This window comes from Opitutaceae bacterium (assembly GCA_015075305.1).
Lineage (GTDB): Bacteria > Verrucomicrobiota > Verrucomicrobiia > Opitutales > Opitutaceae > UBA6669.
The window spans coordinates 206866-224262 of record JABTUS010000007.1 but is presented as its reverse complement, the minus strand read 5'-3'; the positions used below and the strand labels follow the sequence as shown (position 1 = coordinate 224262).

Annotated in this window: 15 protein-coding genes; 10 read left to right on the top strand and 5 right to left on the bottom strand. The window is 62.9% G+C overall.

Going from position 1 to position 17397, the window contains the following annotated elements:
* Positions 1-18 precede the first annotated feature (18 nt).
* Genes HS122_14660 through HS122_14650 form a run of 3 tightly spaced genes read right to left on the bottom strand, consistent with a single transcriptional unit; the run spans position 19 to position 3226 of the window.
* Entirely contained in the window at positions 19-1227 is a 1209-nt protein-coding gene (locus HS122_14660; GenBank protein ID MBE7539637.1) for an AGE family epimerase/isomerase, read from the bottom strand.
* Positions 1224-2237: a galactose oxidase gene (locus tag HS122_14655; protein ID MBE7539636.1), complete on the bottom strand. Its 1014-nt coding sequence runs from the start codon at positions 2235-2237 to the stop codon at positions 1224-1226. Before HS122_14655 ends, HS122_14660 begins: the two co-directional genes overlap by 4 nt.
* A 53-nt stretch (positions 2238-2290) precedes the next feature.
* Positions 2291-3226: a dihydrodipicolinate synthase family protein gene (locus HS122_14650; GenBank protein ID MBE7539635.1), complete on the bottom strand. Its 936-nt coding sequence runs from the start codon at positions 3224-3226 to the stop codon at positions 2291-2293.
* 119 nt (positions 3227-3345) lie between these two features.
* Between HS122_14650 and HS122_14645 the strand changes: the two genes are divergently transcribed.
* The 4 genes from HS122_14645 to HS122_14630 all read left to right on the top strand — a co-directional run bounded on the left by HS122_14645 (position 3346) and on the right by HS122_14630 (position 8239).
* Complete coding sequence (locus tag HS122_14645; GenBank protein MBE7539634.1) at positions 3346-4419, top strand: GntR family transcriptional regulator; 1074 nt, start codon at positions 3346-3348, stop codon at positions 4417-4419.
* A gap of 168 nt (positions 4420-4587) precedes the next feature.
* Positions 4588-6756, top strand: coding sequence for a hypothetical protein (locus tag HS122_14640; protein ID MBE7539633.1), 2169 nt, complete (start codon positions 4588-4590; stop codon positions 6754-6756).
* A gap of 170 nt (positions 6757-6926) precedes the next feature.
* Complete coding sequence (locus HS122_14635; protein ID MBE7539632.1) at positions 6927-7286, top strand: DUF4870 domain-containing protein; 360 nt, start codon at positions 6927-6929, stop codon at positions 7284-7286.
* 20 nt (positions 7287-7306) lie between these two features.
* Positions 7307-8239 (top strand): metalloregulator ArsR/SmtB family transcription factor, encoded by a 933-nt coding sequence (locus tag HS122_14630; GenBank protein ID MBE7539631.1) that lies wholly within the window; start codon positions 7307-7309, stop codon positions 8237-8239.
* 12 nt (positions 8240-8251) lie between these two features.
* On the opposite strand, the gene ptsP is transcribed toward HS122_14630, so the two are convergent.
* Entirely contained in the window at positions 8252-10021 is a 1770-nt protein-coding gene (gene ptsP, locus HS122_14625) for a phosphoenolpyruvate--protein phosphotransferase (GenBank protein MBE7539630.1), read from the bottom strand.
* Positions 10022-10122: 101 nt separating this feature from the next.
* The gene (gene ispE, locus HS122_14620; GenBank protein MBE7539629.1) at positions 10123-11037 is read right to left on the bottom strand and encodes a 4-(cytidine 5'-diphospho)-2-C-methyl-D-erythritol kinase; all 915 of its coding nucleotides are present in this window, start codon (positions 11035-11037) and stop codon (positions 10123-10125) included.
* A gap of 80 nt (positions 11038-11117) precedes the next feature.
* On the opposite strand from ispE, the gene pyrF reads away from it, so the two are divergent.
* From pyrF to HS122_14590, 6 genes are all read left to right on the top strand, one after another.
* Positions 11118-11819: an orotidine-5'-phosphate decarboxylase gene (gene pyrF / locus HS122_14615; GenBank protein ID MBE7539628.1), complete on the top strand. Its 702-nt coding sequence runs from the start codon at positions 11118-11120 to the stop codon at positions 11817-11819.
* A gap of 38 nt (positions 11820-11857) precedes the next feature.
* Entirely contained in the window at positions 11858-12541 is a 684-nt protein-coding gene (ispD, locus tag HS122_14610) for a 2-C-methyl-D-erythritol 4-phosphate cytidylyltransferase (protein MBE7539627.1), read from the top strand.
* A 29-nt stretch (positions 12542-12570) separates the two neighbouring features.
* Entirely contained in the window at positions 12571-13047 is a 477-nt protein-coding gene (locus tag HS122_14605; protein MBE7539626.1) for a 2-C-methyl-D-erythritol 2,4-cyclodiphosphate synthase, read from the top strand.
* A 53-nt stretch (positions 13048-13100) separates the two neighbouring features.
* Positions 13101-14687, top strand: a complete 1587-nt coding sequence (locus HS122_14600; GenBank protein MBE7539625.1) for a peptide ABC transporter substrate-binding protein — start codon at positions 13101-13103, stop codon at positions 14685-14687.
* A 98-nt stretch (positions 14688-14785) separates the two neighbouring features.
* A complete protein-coding gene (locus tag HS122_14595) occupies positions 14786-16399 on the top strand; it encodes a peptide ABC transporter substrate-binding protein (protein ID MBE7539624.1) in 1614 nt (537 codons plus the stop codon).
* A gap of 66 nt (positions 16400-16465) precedes the next feature.
* Positions 16466-17386: an ABC transporter permease subunit gene (locus HS122_14590; GenBank protein ID MBE7539623.1), complete on the top strand. Its 921-nt coding sequence runs from the start codon at positions 16466-16468 to the stop codon at positions 17384-17386.
* Positions 17387-17397 lie beyond the last annotated feature (11 nt).

Below are 17397 nucleotides of genomic sequence, written 5' to 3'. Positions count from 1 at the left end.
GCCAAAACTCCCCACCGCCTACGTTGCCGCAGGCATCATTTCCGAAACCAGGCGTGCGCAGTACCACTGCATGCGGGGCAGGTGAAACGGTCCCTTCCAGGTGTTGCCCTTGAGTCGCGTTGAGATGCGCCCGTCCCGATGCGCGTAGCCGAACCACTCGCCGTGCACGGGATCGGCAAAAACGCGGTGCGACCAGTCATGCACCTCCGTGTGCCAGGCCGCGTATTTCGCATCCTTCGTGAGCTGATAGGCCAGCAGTGTCGCAATCTCGGCCTCATTGTGCGGCCACCAGAACTTCATCTCCGCCCAATACTCCTGCACCGGTTTCCCGAAAAGATCGGTGAAATACAGCAGTCCGCCAAACTCGGTGTCCCACCCGCGCTCCCACATGCAGTCGAGGATCGACAGCCCCAGCCGCAGCAGCCGCGCGTCGCGACCCCGAAGCTTCGCCTCGTGAAGGATGAACCACGCGCATTCGAGAGCGTGACCGGGATTGAGCGTGCGGCCGTCGAACGTGTCGAGCACGGCTCCATCCGCGCCCACAATCTCCATCAGCGCGCCATGCTGGGGTTTGAAAAAGTCCTTTTCTATGGCCGCAAGCGAACGGTCGATCCATTGCGTGCAGGTCGCACCTCCAACCGCCACATCGCCAAGCAGCGCACGAATCTCCTGCGCGGTGACAATGGCGATCATGTGGGGCGCGACTCCCTTCATCGGGCGCGTCGCCGGATCGGTCTTCGCAGGCATCACGCCGGGCGTGAAACTGTGGTGAAGGTAGGTCGCAAAATACTGGAGCGCCTCCTCCGCGGCGCGCGCGTCACCCGACGCCTTTGAGTAGGCCGCGTTTCCGATCGCCGCGAAGCACTCGCTGTACACGTAGCGTCGCATGCGCAGTGGCCGGCCATCCCGCGTCACCGTGAAATACAGTTTCCCCCCCGGCCCCCGGCAGTGCGCCCGGATGAAATCCAGACACTGCTTCGACGCGGCAAGCCATTCCGGCTGCCTGGCAACCGTGTTGTACAGCGTCGCAAAGGTCCAGGCCGCCCGGCCCTGCAGCCAGACCGCCTTGTCGGTGTCGATCACCGATCCATCCTCGCCAAGTCCGGAGAGCAGGCCGCCATGCTCGTGATCGAGCCCGTGCCGCAGCCAGAAGGGAATCGTGCTTTCCAGAAGGTCGCCGGAATACGCGCGACGCAGTTGCCCGAGGCGGTGAACGGAGAGACTCATGGAGGAAACCGGAAGGTAAGGACACTCGGCGTGCGCACGCCTGGCACCACTTCCCCGCTGGTGACAACATGGCGGTCCCGCCACGCAACCAGAGGCGCAGTCACCCTCGGCGGAGCGCCGGGCGGCAGGCCGCCCGCTTCAATCGAAATCCAGCGATCGGCCCCGCTGTCATAGACCAGCATCCCTCTGGAAAATCCAGGATGCGGCGCGTTCGGTGGAATCGCTGCCAGGTATTCGGGCCACACTCCACCCGCAATCGCAAGATTGCCGCGCCCGGCAGCCATCGCCGGTGAAGGCGCCGCCACCACCGCATGGGGCAGATCCGCCAGACGCTGCCAGCCCGCATCCTCGCGGTACCGCCACGCGTCGTTCAGGTAGCGGCGCTCAGCCGCTCCCGTCGGGCCGGCGTACAGGTCCGTGCCGCTGAAAAGATAAAACCATCCGTCCAGGGCAGCCGCGACACCCAGCACGCGACCGGGCGCGCCCCGCGGCCAGGGCACTTCACGCCAGGCGCGTTCCGCCGCGGCAAGGTCCAGGACAAAACACCGCGCAAGCGTTGAAGTGGCCGACGGCGTTTCCTGACCGCCGGCGATGAACAGGCTGTCACCGACAAGTGCCCCGCAGGCATTCGCCACCGCAGCGGGGAGGGACGGCAGGGGAAGGAAAGTGAGCTGTCTGCCGTCCCAGCGCATCATGCGGCACTCGCGGAAATTCGCGTTCGCATCACCGCCCCCGGCAAGGACAATGCCATCGCGCCAGGTCGCCGACACCCCGTAGCCATTCGCCCGGGGCAGGCGGCCGGCGGCACGCCAGGCCTGGTCGGGCGCCTCCAGGACAAACACCTGGTCGTGCCAGACCTTTTTCCCGCCCTGCGACAGCGGTTTGTCCGGAAAATTTGCTCCGCCCGCGCAGAGCAGCGCGCCGCCGGAGACCCCGGCAAACATGCCCGCATAACCATGGACATCGGGAAGCGGCTCCAGTGCAGAAAGCCGGGGCGCAGGTGTATTCATTTTTCCATGACAGGTCGCAATGACCGCCACCAGCAGGATGAACCCCGGCGCCTTCACTTCACCGCCCACTCGAAGAAGCCCAGCGCGCCGAGCTCCCTCCTCATTTTCACCCGCTGCGCCTGCGAGGTGGTCACCGTCGGCAGGCGACTGTGCCCGCAGTCCGCGCCGATGAGCTCCATCGCGGCCTTGAGCCCGCCGCGGCCGCCGTTGCCGACGATGATCCGCACCATTCTGGCGGACAGCGACTGCAGCCGCCGCGCCTCGTTCATGTCCCCGGCTTCAAACGCCGCGATGATCCTCCTGTAAAGCGGGGCGGCGAAATTGAAGGTCGAGCCCACCGCTCCGCGCGCGCCGAAGGCGAGGCCGGCGAGCAGCATCTCGTCGACGCCGAAGAGAATGTCGTACCGTCCGTCCTCGAACTCCACGCACGCGAGCATTTCATGGAGATGGGTGTCGGAGAACTTGATGCCCCGCAACGTCGGAATGCACGCACCGCCGGCCTGCAGGAAGTCAACCATGTCAAAGCGCACGCCTGAAAGAACCGGGATGTGATAGTAGTAAAACGGCAGCTTCGGCGCGCCGTCAGCGATATGAGCCATGCACTGGACGAAATTGCCGAGCGAATCGGGCTTGAAATAGCCCGGAGGGGTCGCGGAAACCGCGTCCGCGCCGATGCGCTGGGCGTGCGCGGCGATGCCCCGCGCCTCCTCGATGCTGTTGTGCCCCACCTGGATCACCACGGGCACGCGCCCCGCGGCCGCCTTCACGCTCGCCTCCGCGACGCGCAGCCGCTCCTCCGTCGAGAGCAGCGGCCCCTCCCCCGTGCTTCCGCAGACATAGAGACCGCCGGCGCCCTGGCCGATCACGGCGTCCACCACCGGCTTGATCCGCCTCAGATCAATCGATCCGTCGGCGCGGAAGGGCGTGAATGTCGCGGCGATCAGACCGCGCAACTGGAAGGTCGCATGGGGGGATTTGCTCTTTGCCATGGCTGTCATCGCGGCATAAATAATTCTTTCGTGCAAGAATTATATCGAAAAGACCATGATTTTATTTTCCATGCCCGGGATTGCCCGCCCGGCGCGCGCCGTTCCCTTCACTCACCGCAATGACTTCCGGATACTCCCAGACACCGCGCATCATGGAGCTTGCCCAGCAGCTCGAGGCCGACATCCGGCGCCGGCAGTTGAAGCCGGGCGACGCCTACCTGCCGCTGGCGGAGGCCGCCCGCATGCTCGGCGTCGGTTCCTCGACCGCGAACCGCGCCCTTCAACTGCTTTCCCAGCGCGGCATCCTCGAACGGGTGCAGCGGCGGGGAACGTTCATCGGCTCCCTCAAGCGGGAGGCGAGCCCCGGTCTGCTCAAGCGGGTGTTCATGGTGGTGCACCGGAATTACCTCAGGCAGGAGGGGCGCGTCGCGGACGGCGTCCTCGTCGGCATACAGGGAGTCCTCCCCGGCGCGGACGTGCAGTTCAATTTCCTCCCGGCGACCGACCCCGCGGACTATGTCGACTCCCTCATCGGCGAGATCCTGAGATCGAAGGAACCCTCCGGCGTGGTCCTCACCAAGGTGCCTTTCGTCGTGCAACGCGCCATCAGGCACAGCGGGCTGCCCGCGGTCGTTCATGGCTCCCTTTACCCTTCGATCGAGGGCCTGCCCTGGGTGGAGCAGGACAATCTTGGCATCGCCCGCCTGGTCAGCAGCTACGCCTCAAGCCACCGGTGCCGGCATGTCTGCGCCCTCACCCGGGAGGTGATGTTCCCCGGCGACAACGTCGTGCTCAGCGAACTGGGGCGGCTGCTGGGCAACGCCGGCTACAAGGCGGGCGAGTACTCCATTTCGCACCTGCCCGACGACCATCACGCCATCATGTCCGAGGTGACGGCGATCGTCCAGCGACACCCCACGGATCTCTGCCTGCTCTGCCGGTCGGAGGCGAAGGCCGAGGCCGCGCTCGCAGCCATCGACCGCCTGGGACTCAAGGGCAGGCGCCGCCCCAGGCTCCTCGTCAGCGGCCTGCACCAGCGGCCCGCCGGCGGGAATTCCCTGCCGTACCTCTTCCCCACCCTGCGCCCCGAGGAGATCGGCGCAGCCATCGGCCGGCTCCTGGCCTCGCGCGTGACAGATCCGCGCTCCTCGCCCGGCCAGGTCGTCATCCCGATCGAACTGTCGGAGCCCTAGGCGCCCGTTCAGCCCTCCGCGGCGCCCTGCGGGGCACGCAACCCGCCTCCATCGCTTCACATGGAGACGCCTGTTACCATAAAAATGCTCAAACATTGACAATAATTTTGACCTCGTAGGATTTTTAATTTTTTTCGGAATCCGCCCTACCCGGCATATCCCATGAAAATGACACCTGTCACCCTGCCCGGCTCGCCAGTCGCCGCCACCCTCGTGGCCGTCGCCGTGCTCTCCTCCCTCCCCGTCTCCCTTTGCGCGCAGGCCGCGCGAGCGACGGATGCGGATGACGAGACCATCGTCATGTCGCGATTCGAGGTCAGCTCGAAGACCGACCGAAGCTACAACCTGACCACGGCCACCGCCGGTCTCAAAACCCGCCAGGAGCTCATCGACATCCCCGGCTCCATCCAGATCGTCCCGCGCAACCTGATCGAGGATCTCGGAAACTTCCCGTACCCGAGCGATTTCGCCAAGTACATCTCCAGCGGCCTCTCGTCCTTCGGCGGCAACAACCTCTTCTACATGCGCGGCGAGCGTCTCACCCGCACGTTCAAGAACGGTGTCGAGTACTTCCCCTCGATCGACGACGATGTCACGACCGAGACGATGGAGGTTGTGAAGGGCGCGCAAGCCGTGCTCTTCGGCACCCGCCCCGTCACCCAGGGCATGCTCCTGCGCACGACAAAGGTCCCCCTCTACACCCGCAAGGGCTCGGTGCGGGCGCTCGTCGACAGCAACGGCATGCTTCGCGGTGAGTTCGATCTCACGGGACCGCTGGACGCCGACATCGGCGGCGCTCGCGCCGCCTACCGCTTTGTCGGCGCTCAGCAGGCCGGAAAATTCTACCAGGACGGCATCTTCGACGACCGCACCGTCCTCTCGCCGACCCTTCAGCTCGACTGGAAGGACACGACCGTGCGCCTGCGCTACGAGTACTCGCGGATCGAGACGAGCGGCCTCTTTCCCAACAACTTTCTCGATCAGAACAACCAGCTCTCCTACATCGGCGGACGCAAGCAGGGCTACAAGGCCCCCTGGAGTCTGTCCACTTTCACCAAACACGAGCTCGAGGGCACGATCACGCATCGCATCACCTCCAATTTTGAATCGAAGTTGCAGGTCGCCTTTTTCTCCGAGCGCCGCTACGATCATGACAGCCGTTCAAACGTGAACAATAACACCCTCCTCGGCGCCAACGGCGTCGTGGATGCGACCGACTACATGCAGTTCAATCTTCTGACGCTGCATCAAATGCAGAAGATGTTCAGCGTCGTGAATGACTACATCTCGGTCTTCAATGTCGCTGGTCGCCAGCAGCAGACGAACTTCGGATGGGCCGCCAGTTCCGTCGCGGATCAGCAAGGACTTGTCTTTACGCCGCTGATCTCGCCCGAAACCGGCACCACCCGGTTCAGCATCATCAATCCCGTCTGGCCGGCAAACCCCGCCGACGCGATCATTCCCGGCACCGCGAACACCATTCAGCGCCGCAGCGCCGCCAACATCTACGTGCAGCACCAGGCGCACCTGATTCAGGACCGCCTGATCGCAACCGCCGGTGGAAGCTGGAGCTGGAGCAGCAATACGTCCCACCTCGACGTCCTCAACGCCGTTCACAAGGAGAGCAAGGGAGACAAGGGCGTCTACAAGATCGGTCTCGTCTACAAGCCCCGCGCCGACCTGTCCTTCTTCGCTTCGCAGGCCACCAATTTTGCTCCCGCGGGCGCTGACGACCGCGATCCCAACGGCGTTCCCCTGCCTCCGACCCTCGGCAAGGTGCAGGAACTCGGCGTGAAGACGGCCGCGCTCAATGGCAGGGTGACGGCAAGCATCGTCTGGTTCCGGAACGACGCCAAAAACCTGCCGGTCCGCTTCAACCTGGGCCAGCCCAATGTCTATGCCCTGCCCGCCGGAAGCGTGCGGACGGAAGGTGTCGAATACGATCTCAACATTCGCCCCGTGGATGGATGGACCGTGATCGCCACTCTGTTCGATGGCCGCGGCACCCACGATCAAACCGGTGCCACGCTCGTGCGCACCTACCGGAAGACCTGGAGTCTGCTCACCAAGTACGACTTCACCGACGGCCCGCTCAAGGGCTTCGGCATCGGCGCAAATCTCTTCCACATGGGCGCCACCTACCAGCGCCCCCTGGCGGCGTTTCCCGCCTTTGACGTCTACAACGTCTTCGCGACCTACACGCACAAGGAGTGGAGCTTCAACCTCGGCATCAACAATGTCCTCGACGAGGACTACGCTGCCGGTGGCAACAGCCGCTTCGTCGTGTATCCCTCGACACCGCGGACCTTCAGCCTGACAGCGAAATACAGCTTCTAGGCAGCCACGGCATTGGCGGGATCCATTCCGCTTCGCCACCCAGGCGTCCCCGAAAATTCAAGGGGGACGCCTTTTCATTTTCGGCTCAAAGGGCCCCAATCCATACACGCGGCATGTCCTTGCCCGCGCGAAGGTTGACGCGGCGGTTGCGATCGTCCATAGCTTCCTCCATGGACTCCCCCAGTACTCCAGCGAAGAACGACGCCAACATGTGGGCGATGCTCTGCCATCTCTCCGCCTTGGCCGGTTACATCATTCCCTTCGGCAGCATCATCGGTCCGCTCATCATCTGGCAGATGAAAAAGGCGGAATTTCCCATCGTCGACGATCAGGGCAAGGAGGCGATCAACTTTCAGATCACCGTGGCCATAGCGGCGATCATCTGCATTGCCCTGGCCTTCGTTGTCATCGGAATACCGCTCCTTTTTGCACTCGGCATCGCCGATCTCGTGCTGATCATTCTGGCCTCGCTCAAGGCCAACAAGGGCGAAGTTTACCGGTATCCGTTCTCATTCAAATTCATCAAGTAGAACGACGCGACTCCAGCCGCGTGAATGCCTCCTGGGATCTGCTGAAGCTTCTCGCCGATCCCACCCGCCTCAGACTTCTCGCGCTCCTGCTGCATGAGGAGCTCTCCGTGGCGGAGCTGCAGGAAATCCTGGGCATGGCGCAGTCGCGCATCTCCTCGCAGCTCGCCCTGCTGCGCCAGGCCGATCTCGTTGTCGACCGCAGGGAGGGAAAGAAGGCCTTCTATTCAAACAGGGCCGGGCTTCCTAAGGAGCAGACTGCTCTCCTCCGCGCGGCCTGCAATGCGGTCGCCGCCGAAATCGCCGACGATCGCATCAATCTCGAGCGCATCCTTCGAAAGCGCCGCGCGCACCAGGAGCAGTACTTCAATCTCATCGCGGGCAAACTGGGGCGCAATTACTGCCCGGGCAGGTCCTGGGAGGCCATCGGCCATCTCGCGCTTCGACTCGCGCCACCCATCGTCATCGCCGACCTCGGCGCCGGCGAAGGACTCATCTCCCAGCTTCTGGCCCGCCGCGCAAGGGCCGTGTGGTGCATCGACAACTCGCCCCGCATGGTCGAGGTCGGCACGGAGTTCGCGAGAAAGAACGGGCTGTCCAATCTGACCTACAAGCTCGGCGACATCGAGGACGTGCCCCTGCCCGACGGGTCCGTCGACCTTGCGATCCTCAGCCAGGCGCTTCACCACGCGCTTCACCCGCAGGCCGCCGTGCAGGAGGCCTTTCGCATCCTCCGGCCCGGCGGCCAGATTGTGATCCTCGACCTCAAGGAGCACGGATTCGAAAAGGCGCGCGAACTCTACGCCGACGTATGGCTGGGATTCCGCGAAAGCACGCTTCACCGCTTCCTCACGACGGCGGGATTTGACCACATCGAAATCTCCACGGTTGCCCGCGAACCGGTCGAGCCGCACTTCGAGACGCTGCTCGCCGCCGGCTACCGGCCGGAAAGTTAGCCCCCGTCCGTCCTACTCGGGCGGGAGCCGATCCTGGCAAAACCGGTTGCAGAGGGCGAAGATCTCTCCGGCCGTCGTCTTGGTGAGCGACTCCTCCGCCAGGCGTCTTGCATCCGCATGCGACATGGCTCGAATGGAATACTTGACCGCCGGAATCAGCGGCGGAGTCATGCTGAGTTCGTCGACTCCCAGACCGACAAGCAGCGGGGCGAGCACGGGATCGGCCGCCATCTCACCGCAGACGCTGACCTTCAGCTTCTTTCGATGCGCCTCGTCGACGATGTGCTTCAGTGTTCTGACCACGGCCGGATGCGTGGGCTCGTAGAGATGTGCGATCCGGTTGTTCACGCGGTCGATCGCCAGCAGGTACTGGATGAGATCGTTGGTGCCGATGCTGAGAAAATCATTCTGCGCCGCGAGTATGTCCACGGTGTATGCCGCGCTCGGGATCTCGATCATGGTGCCCACGGGCATCTTTTCGTCGAAGGGAACACCCTGTGCCCGCAGTTCCCGGCGGCATTCGTCGAGAACCGCATTGGCCCGCGCGAGCTCCTCGCTTCCACTGATCATCGGATACATCAGCTTGATGTTGCCGACAACACTCGCGCGCAGAATCGCCCGGAGCTGATCCTTGAAAATGGCCGTGTTCTCCAGGCAGAACCGGATCGCACGGAATCCCAGGAATGGATTGTCCTCCCGGGGGAAAAGCGACGGCGCCGCGGTGATCGGCTTGTCGCCCCCGAGATCGAGCGTGCGAATCACCACGGGCGCGGGTGAAAGCTTTTCCGCCACCGTGCGGTACGCCTTCACCTGCTCCTCTTCGGACGGAATCCTCTGACTCCCCAGGTACAGGAACTCGGTGCGAAACAACCCCACTCCCGAACCGAGGTACTCCTTCACCAGCTCCGCTTCACTCTCCTTTTCGATGTTCGCGCGCAGCACGACCGCCACGCCGTCCAATGTGACCGACGGCAGACGGTTCGCCTTGTAGAGACGCTGCTCGATCGACTTCTTGTGACTCTGGATCTTTCCGTACCGGAACAGCGTCTGCTCGTTCGGGTTGATGATCACAAGGCCCTCGTAGCCGTCGACAAGCACCCAGTCCCCGTTCTTCACCCGGGTCACGAGCTCCCTCGTTCCCACGACTGCGGGGACCTTCATGGAACGCGCCACAATCACCGCATGGCTGGTCCTGCTTCCCGAATCGGTGATCACCGCCAGCGCATTGCTTCGATCGATGCCCGCCGCATCTGACGGGGAAATGTCGTTTGCTACAACAATGCGCTTGTCGGCCAAACGCGACAAACTCGCCGCCGACTGTCCAAGGAGATTGGAAAGCACCCGCTGCACGACGTCGCGAATGTCACCGGTGCGCTCCCTCAGGTATTCGTCATCGATCTCCGAAAACGCCCGGATGTATCGCTGCGCGACCGCGTTGAAGCAGGCTTCAATGTTTCGTCCCGAACCCTCAAAATCCCGGATTGTCTCGGCAATCAGCGCCTGGTCCTCCAGCACCAGGAGGTGGGCGTCAAAGATCCGCGCCTCATTTGAGCTGAGGTTTTTCTCCACCTCATCCCGGATCTTCTGGATCTGGCCGCGGGTAACCAGCAGCGCCTGCTCAAATCGAGCCACTTCGGCCGGGCGCTTGTCCTGATCCACCTGGTACGATGGCAGCTCCAGGTCGCTCTGCAGAAACAAGAACACCTGTCCGTAGGCGATGCCCTGCGAGGCGGACAGGCCTTGCACCTTGAACTCAGGCTTCGCTGGATCGGCTTCGGTCATGCGGTTTGCGACAACGCGCCGGAACGGATCCGGCGGCGTGGGAGGTTAAGGGCCCGCCATGGCCCCCGGTCAACGCGGATTTCCAGGAAATCCTTGTTCAATCAACGTTGTCCCTGGCCGTGGAGCAGCCTCGTTTCGACCACAAATGCCTCGCGGCCCCAAGCAGACCTGACCATGTCCTCAACTGCGGCCGCCGGCGGTTCAACTGATCCCTCGCGGGCAAAAAGAAAACAGGCGCTTCCACTTCCACTCAGCAACGCGGCAAATCCGAACGCATCTGCAAGCTGCTTCAGCAGCAGTGGCAGCGCAATGAACTTTCGAAAAACAACCGGCTCGAAGGAATTGAAAAGGAGGCTTGAGAGCGGAAGCGCCGGCGTATCGATCCATTTCCCGAGGCGTTGCTCCGCCTCCACCGCCGGTAGGTACGATCGGGGTGCCTCCGCGGCCAGCATGCGGTAGGCCCAGGGCGTGGAAACGCCGACCGACGGCTTGATGATCCACACATTCCTTCCGACCAGCCGACTCCTTGCGGCCAGAGGAAGGCCTTCAATGATCTCGCCCCTGCCGCGCATCACCACCGCATCTCCCGCAAGAAAGAGCGCGCAGTCCGATCCGATGTCAGAAGCCAGCGCCGAAAGCCTGCCATCGGCAAGCGGCGAGCCTGTCAGACGGTTGAGCGCCAGCAATGCCGCTGCGGCATTGCTGCTCCCACCACCCAGCCCCGCCCCCAGCGGTATCCGCTTCTTCAGTACAAATCGCGCTCCGCCCTCAAACGGCGCTTGTCGCTTGAATGCCATCGCCGCACGCACGATCAGATTGCTTTCATCGGTCGCCAGCGCGGGATCGTCGCACACCAGAGTGATTTCCCGTCCGGTCGTCAGCTCGACGTGCAGCTCATCGCCAAACTCCACCGGCGATACGAGGGACACGAGATCGTGATACCCATCCGCCCGCATGCCTGTGACTGCGAGAAAAAGATTGAGCTTGGCGGGAGAGGTCAGGGTGAGAGAGGACAAGGCGGAGTGTTGCTAATCCACTTTATTTTCCGCTGATTTGAAGCGAAATCCGGACAATACTCCATTCGACTTACAAACCCATGCCGTGCGATTTGATCCTGGTCCTCGATGAACCGAGCCCCGCTGCCGTGGAGCCGCTCCTCAAGCAGCTCGCGGGCGAGGTCCGCTGGGTCAAGATCGGCCTGCAGATGTTCACCGCCTGCGGCCCCGACTGCGTCAGACGTATCGCGGATCTCGGCTTCAAGGTGTTCCTCGACCTCAAACTTCACGATATTCCCAATACCGTCGCGCGCGCCGTCGAATCCGCCGCCCGGCTTCCGATTCACATGCTCACGCTCCACACGTGTGGCGGCGGCCCAATGATGCGGGGAGCCGTCGCCGCCCAGCAGGCTGCGAAGCCGGATCTCCTGCTACTTGGCGTGTCCGTGCTCACGTCCATGAGTGAGTCGGATCTCCGGCAAACCGGAGTCAGCTCCACACCCGAAGCCCAGGTCCTGAATCTGGCGTCGCTGGCCGTCGATTCCGGAATGAAGGGGCTCGTGTGTTCTCCCTTGGAGATCGCTCCATTGCGCAAGCGGTTTCCCTCCGGACTCGACCTGGTCGTCCCGGGGATCCGTCCAGCCGGGGCAAAGTCGGACGATCAGACTCGCATACTCACACCGGCTCAGGCGGTCGCCGCCGGAGCAAACTACCTTGTCGTCGGCCGGCCGATTTCCCACGCCGCGAATCCCGTCGCCGCCGCTCGCGAGATCCTTCGCTCGACGGGCCACGCAACCGCCTGACCCGATCGCGGTCTGCCCATTCAACACACCCATTTTCCATGAGCCGAAACGCCGCCATTCTCCTCGCCGCCGGCAGCGGCCACCGCATGCAGGGCGCCGTGGGGGACAAGATCCTCGCCCCCGTCGGCGGCAGACCTGCGTTCGCCCACTCGGCCGGAGCGTTTCTTGAGAGCGGTGTCGCCGACTTCTTCATCATCGTCTACCGCGATGCTCCGCAGTCGATCCAGCTCTCCGCCTACGCACCCACGCCCGCGCTCTTCGTCAAGGGTGGATCCGAGCGCCAGCACTCGGTCGCGCGCGCGCTCGACGCCCTGCCGGACGACGTGGACTACGTTTTCATCCATGACTGCGCCCGCCCTTTCATTCGCGCCGAGCAGTTGATCGCCCTGCACAAGATCGTCCGCCGCGAGCGCGCCGTCGTCCTCGCGCACCGGGTGACCGACACCATCAAGGTGCATCACGAAACTGGACGGCTCCGCACGCTGGACCGCTCCAAACTCTGGGCCATGGAAACGCCCCAGGTGTTTGCCCGCGATCTCATTGTCCGCGCCTACGCTCGCGTCTCCAGGCGGCGGCTCTCCATCACCGATGACGCGCAGGCCGTCGAGGGACTCAACCACCCGATCGCCCTCCTCGAAAATCCGCACCCCAATCCCAAACTGACCACGCCCGCGGATCTCGCCTGGTGCAATTCTCTCGTGCAAACCCATCCGGCCCGATGAAGCCAGCACCTGTCCAGCCATTAACGGCAATGCGCATCGGCCACGGCTACGATATCCATCGGACCGTGAAGGGCAGACCCCTCGTGCTGGGTGGAGTTCGCTTCGACTGCGATTTCGGCCTCGATGGCCACAGTGATGCCGACTGCCTGACCCACGCCATCTGCGACGCCCTACTTGGTGCCGCGGGTCTGCCCGACATCGGACACTTTTTCCCGCCCTCCGACCCCGCCTTCCTGAACATTGACTCCCAGATCCTCCTCAAACGCGTTGTCGCTGAACTCGCCTCGCGGGGCTGGCAGCCCGCCAACATCGATTCCACGCTGATCGCGGAAAAGCCGAGGATCCTACCCAGGCTTGCGGAAATGAAGTCCTCACTCGCCGCGTCCACCGGCCTGCCCGTCGACGCGATCGGCCTCAAGGCCACAACGAATGAGGGCAGCGACGACATCGGCCGCGGGCTCGCCATAGCCGCCCACGCCGTGGCCCTGATTCATCGCACTTCCTGATGGACCGACGCCGTTTTTCCTGGCTGCACGGTGCCGCGTTTGTCTCCGTCCTGCTGACACTGCTCGCGGCCTGTTCGCCACGCGAGACAGCGGTCGAGGAGGGAAACCGCCTGAAAATTCTCCATCGCGGCATCGGCCCTGACATTTCAAACCTCGATCCTCAACTGGCAACAGGTCCGAGCGAGCACAGCGTCCTGTCCGCCCTCTTCGAAGGACTCATAACCGAGGATCCGAAGGATCTCAGTCCTGCTCCAGGCGTCGCCGAGCGGTGGACGGTCTCACCGGACGGCCTGACCTACACGTTTCAATTGCGAGCCGACGCCCGCTGGTCCAACGGCGAACCCGTTACCGCCGACGATTTTCTCGCGTCCTGGAAACGGGCGCTGTCCCCGACGCTGCAGGCGGACAATGCCAGCCTGCTTTTTCCAGTCCAGGGTGCCGAAGCCTACCATCGCGGAACGACAGGAAACTTCCGTGATGTGGGCCTTTTTGCGCCTGACGCCCGCACCGTGCGCATCACGCTCGAACGACCGACGCCCCATTTTCTGTCCATGCTTCAACACTGGGTCTGGTGGCCGGTGCCCATGGCGACGCTGAAAAAATCCGGACCGATCGACTCGCGCGGCAACCGCTGGGCGCGCCCGGGAACGCTCGTGGGCAACGGCCCCTTCACACTCAAGGAGTGGCGCACGGGCCAGCGGATCATCGTCGAGAAATCGAAAACCTACTGGGACGCCGCAAACGTGCAGCTCAACGGAATCCATTTCCACACGATCGATGACGTCAACGCCGAGGAACGCGCATTCCGCGCAGGGCAGTTGCACATCACCGAGGCCCTTCCACTCGCCAAGATCGACAGCTACCGCACGCACGCACCCGAATTCCTGCGAATCGATCCGTATCTCGGCACGTATTTCTATCGCATCAATGTGTCGCACGACTTTCTGAAATCGGTGGACGTCCGACGCGCGCTTTCTCTCGCGATCGACCGGGAGGCGCTGGCCGGAAGCCTCCTGCACGGCGGCCAGATTCCGGCAGGTACGTTCACTCCCCGCGGCATGGCGGGATATGTCCCCCCCGCAGGAATCACGCATGATCCCGGCGCAGCACGAACATTGCTGGCGCATGCGGGATTTTCAGGAGGCAGGGGCGCACCCGTCATCGAGCTGCTTTACAACAATTCCGAGAATCACCGCGTCATCGCCGAGGCCATCCAGGAGATGTGGCGCCGGGAACTCGGATTGGAGACCGAGCTCCGAAACATGGAGAACAAGAGCGTGCTGAACGCGCGCAGCACGGGCAGTTACCAGATTCTGCGCTCGAGCTGGATTGCCGACTACAATGACCCGATGACATTTCTCGGAATCTGGCGCAGCGACAGTGGAAACAACCACACGCATTGGGCGAACCCTGCCTACGATCGCCTGCTCTACGAGGCCGAACGGACTCCGGAGCGGCAGGCGCGCAACCGGATTCTTCAACGCGCGGAGGAACTGCTGCTCAACGAATCGCCGGTGATTCCTCTCTATCACTATACGCATGTTTTCCTCATCAATCCGGCCGTCCAGGGATGGCATGCGACGCCATTGGATCACCACCCGTACAAGCACGTGCGCCTGATCCAACCATCGGGTCAATAGAGCGGAATGCAGGAGCGCCGCCTTCGACAACGCCGTTTGCACAACGGTGATCTTCATCCCGACCTTGCCTGGGTTGGCCGGCCTGTTCTGATGGCACAATGATCCATCGCGCGTGGCTGCCCATCGTTCTCGCTTCTATCTTCCTGTCAGGTTGCGGCAGGAAGCTCGACCGGCCCTCAGCATCTGAATCCGCGCCCACAGCCCGGACGGACCTCAACTTCGGCAATGGCACCGAACCGCAGGACCTCGACCCCCAGGTGGTCACGGGCGTGCCCGAAAACAGGATCATCAACGCGCTCTTCGAAGGGCTCGTCGCCTATGGACCGAAGGGCCAGGGCACCGTGCCCGCCGCCGCGGCGAGCTGGACCATTTCCGACGACGGGCTCGTGTACACCTTCAAGCTTCAGCCCGAGGGCAGATGGTCCAATGGCGAACCCGTGACTGCCACGGACTTCGTCCGATCCTACCAGCGGATCCTGACTCCGGAACTCGCGTCCGAGTACGCCAACAAGCTTTATCCGGTCGCCGGTGCCGAGGAGTTCAATCGAGGCGCATTGAAGGACTTCTCACAGACGGGTTTCCGCGCCATCGATGACCACACGCTTCAGATCACGCTCAGGCATCGCACTTCGTTCCTGATCGAATCGATGAAGCACTACGCCTGGTTCCCCGTGCCGATCGCCACGATTGAGAAATTCGGCGGCCTGACCCGCAAGGGCAGCGCATGGACGCGCGCCGGCAATCTCGTCGGCAACGGCCCCTTCGCTCTCAAGGAATGGTCCATGCAGCAGCGCCTGGTCGTCGAGAAATCGCCGACCTACTGGGACAGGGATTCGATCAAGCTCACGAAAATCACGTTCTTCCCCACAGAGAACATCGACACCGAGGAACGCATGTTTCGCACCGGGCAGTTGGACAAGACCAACGACCTCCCCATCGACAAGACCGACGCCTACCGCAGGGATCCGCACAGCAATCTCAGGATCGATCCACTGCTAGGCATCTACTTTTTTCGCATCAACACCACCAAACCTCCGCTCAACGACAAGCGCGTGCGCAAGGCGCTGGCGCTGGCGATCAATCGCGAACAGATCGTGCAGCGCGTCACCAAGCAGGACCAGCAGCCCGCCTACAATGCCTGTCCCCCAATGGCGTCGTTCACCTCACCCGTCAGGCTCGAAGGCGATCTGGCTCTCGCAAAACGCCTGCTTGCCGAAGCTGGTTATCCCGGCGGAAAAGGCTTTCCGAAAGTCGACCTTCTCTACAACACCAGCCAGAATCATCGGAAGATCGCGGAGGCCGTGCAGCAGATGTGGCGCGTCAACCTCGGAATCAACGTCGGGCTCGCGAACCAGGAATGGAAGGTGTACCTCGATTCCCAGGATACGCTCAGCTACGACATGTGTCGCGCCGGCTGGATTGCGGACTATGTCGATCCCAACACCTTCTTTGACATCTGGAGGACCGGCGATGGAAACAATGACACGGGTTTCTCCAATGCCGAATACGATCGCCTGCTCCAGTCGGCCCTCAACTCCAGCTCCGAGGCCGAGCGCATGGCAAACTACGTGAAGATGGACGCCATCCTGATGGACGAGGTGCCGCTGATCCCGGTCTATTTCTACACGCGGGCCTACGCGATCAACCCCAAGCTCAACTATCCGAAGAACCTGGTCGAAACCCCCAATTGGAAGTTCATCTATTGGAAATAGACCCCGCGCTTCGTCGAAAGTTTTGGTGCCTTGCCATCAAGGGCAAATGATTGAAGCTTTCCGGGCATGTTCCGATTCTTCGCGTCGCGCCTGCTCCAGTCAGCCCTCGCGTTGTTCATCATCATCACGGCGACCTTTTTCATGCTGCGGTTCGTGCCAGGCGGCCCGTTCACCGCGGAAAAGGCCGTCACGCCCGAGATTCTTCGCAATCTGGAGGAGCACTACGGACTCAACCAGCCGCTCTGGAAACAGTACGCGGACTACCTGGGCAGCCTGCTCCAGGGCGATTTCGGTCCCTCCTTCAAGTATCCCAACCGCACGGTGAACGAGATTCTCGGTGACAAACTTCCCGTTTCTCTCGAACTCGGCGTGCTCTCGCTGGCTGTCGCGCTCCTGATGGGCATTCCGCTCGGGATCATTGCGGCGACCCGGCAGAACTCATGGATAGACTACGGTGCATCCACCTTCGGCGTGATCGGACTTTCGGTCCCGACCTTCGTGGTCGCCCCGCTTTTGGTCCTCGCGCTCAGCATCCACATGGGATGGTTCAATGCCTCCGGCTGGTATTCCCCGGAAGACCGCGTGCTGCCGTCGCTGGTTCTCGGCTTCGCCTACGCCGCGCCGATTTCGCGCCTGACGCGCGGCGGCATGCTCGAGATTCTCAGCCAGGATTTCATCCGCACCGCCCGGGCCAAGGGAGCCTCTGAACTTCGCGTCGTCTTCAAGCACTGCCTGCGCGGCGGACTCCTGCCCGTCGTGTCCTACCTCGGCCCCGCCATCGCGGGCATCCTGACCGGCTCATTCGTGATCGAGACCATCTTCCAGATTCCGGGCCTCGGACGCGAATTCGTGAACAGCGCGTTCAACCGCGACTACACCCTCGTGCTCGGCACGGTCATACTCTACGCCGCACTGATCATGGCGCTCAACCTCGCCGTGGACATTGCGCAGGCCTGGATGAATCCCAAGGTGAGGCTCGCACGCTGACCTCGCATCCC

Excerpts from the sequence above, each read along its gene's own strand:
- HS122_14640 (MBE7539633.1), top strand. The coding sequence starts at position 4,588 with ATGACACCTGTCACCCTGCCCGGCTCGCCAGTCGCCGCCACCCTCGTG.
- HS122_14645 (MBE7539634.1), top strand. The coding sequence starts at position 3,346 with ATGACTTCCGGATACTCCCAGACACCGCGCATCATGGAGCTTGCCCAG.
- HS122_14595 (MBE7539624.1), top strand. The coding sequence starts at position 14,786 with ATGATCCATCGCGCGTGGCTGCCCATCGTTCTCGCTTCTATCTTCCTG.
- HS122_14660 (MBE7539637.1), bottom strand. The coding sequence starts at position 1,227 with ATGAGTCTCTCCGTTCACCGCCTCGGGCAACTGCGTCGCGCGTATTCC.
- ispD (MBE7539627.1), top strand. The coding sequence starts at position 11,858 with ATGAGCCGAAACGCCGCCATTCTCCTCGCCGCCGGCAGCGGCCACCGC.
- pyrF (MBE7539628.1), top strand. The coding sequence starts at position 11,118 with ATGCCGTGCGATTTGATCCTGGTCCTCGATGAACCGAGCCCCGCTGCC.
- HS122_14635 (MBE7539632.1), top strand. The coding sequence starts at position 6,927 with ATGGACTCCCCCAGTACTCCAGCGAAGAACGACGCCAACATGTGGGCG.
- ptsP (MBE7539630.1), bottom strand. The coding sequence starts at position 10,021 with ATGACCGAAGCCGATCCAGCGAAGCCTGAGTTCAAGGTGCAAGGCCTG.
- HS122_14605 (MBE7539626.1), top strand. The coding sequence starts at position 12,571 with ATGCGCATCGGCCACGGCTACGATATCCATCGGACCGTGAAGGGCAGA.
- HS122_14650 (MBE7539635.1), bottom strand. The coding sequence starts at position 3,226 with ATGGCAAAGAGCAAATCCCCCCATGCGACCTTCCAGTTGCGCGGTCTG.
- HS122_14590 (MBE7539623.1), top strand. The coding sequence starts at position 16,466 with ATGTTCCGATTCTTCGCGTCGCGCCTGCTCCAGTCAGCCCTCGCGTTG.
- HS122_14655 (MBE7539636.1), bottom strand. The coding sequence starts at position 2,237 with ATGAATACACCTGCGCCCCGGCTTTCTGCACTGGAGCCGCTTCCCGAT.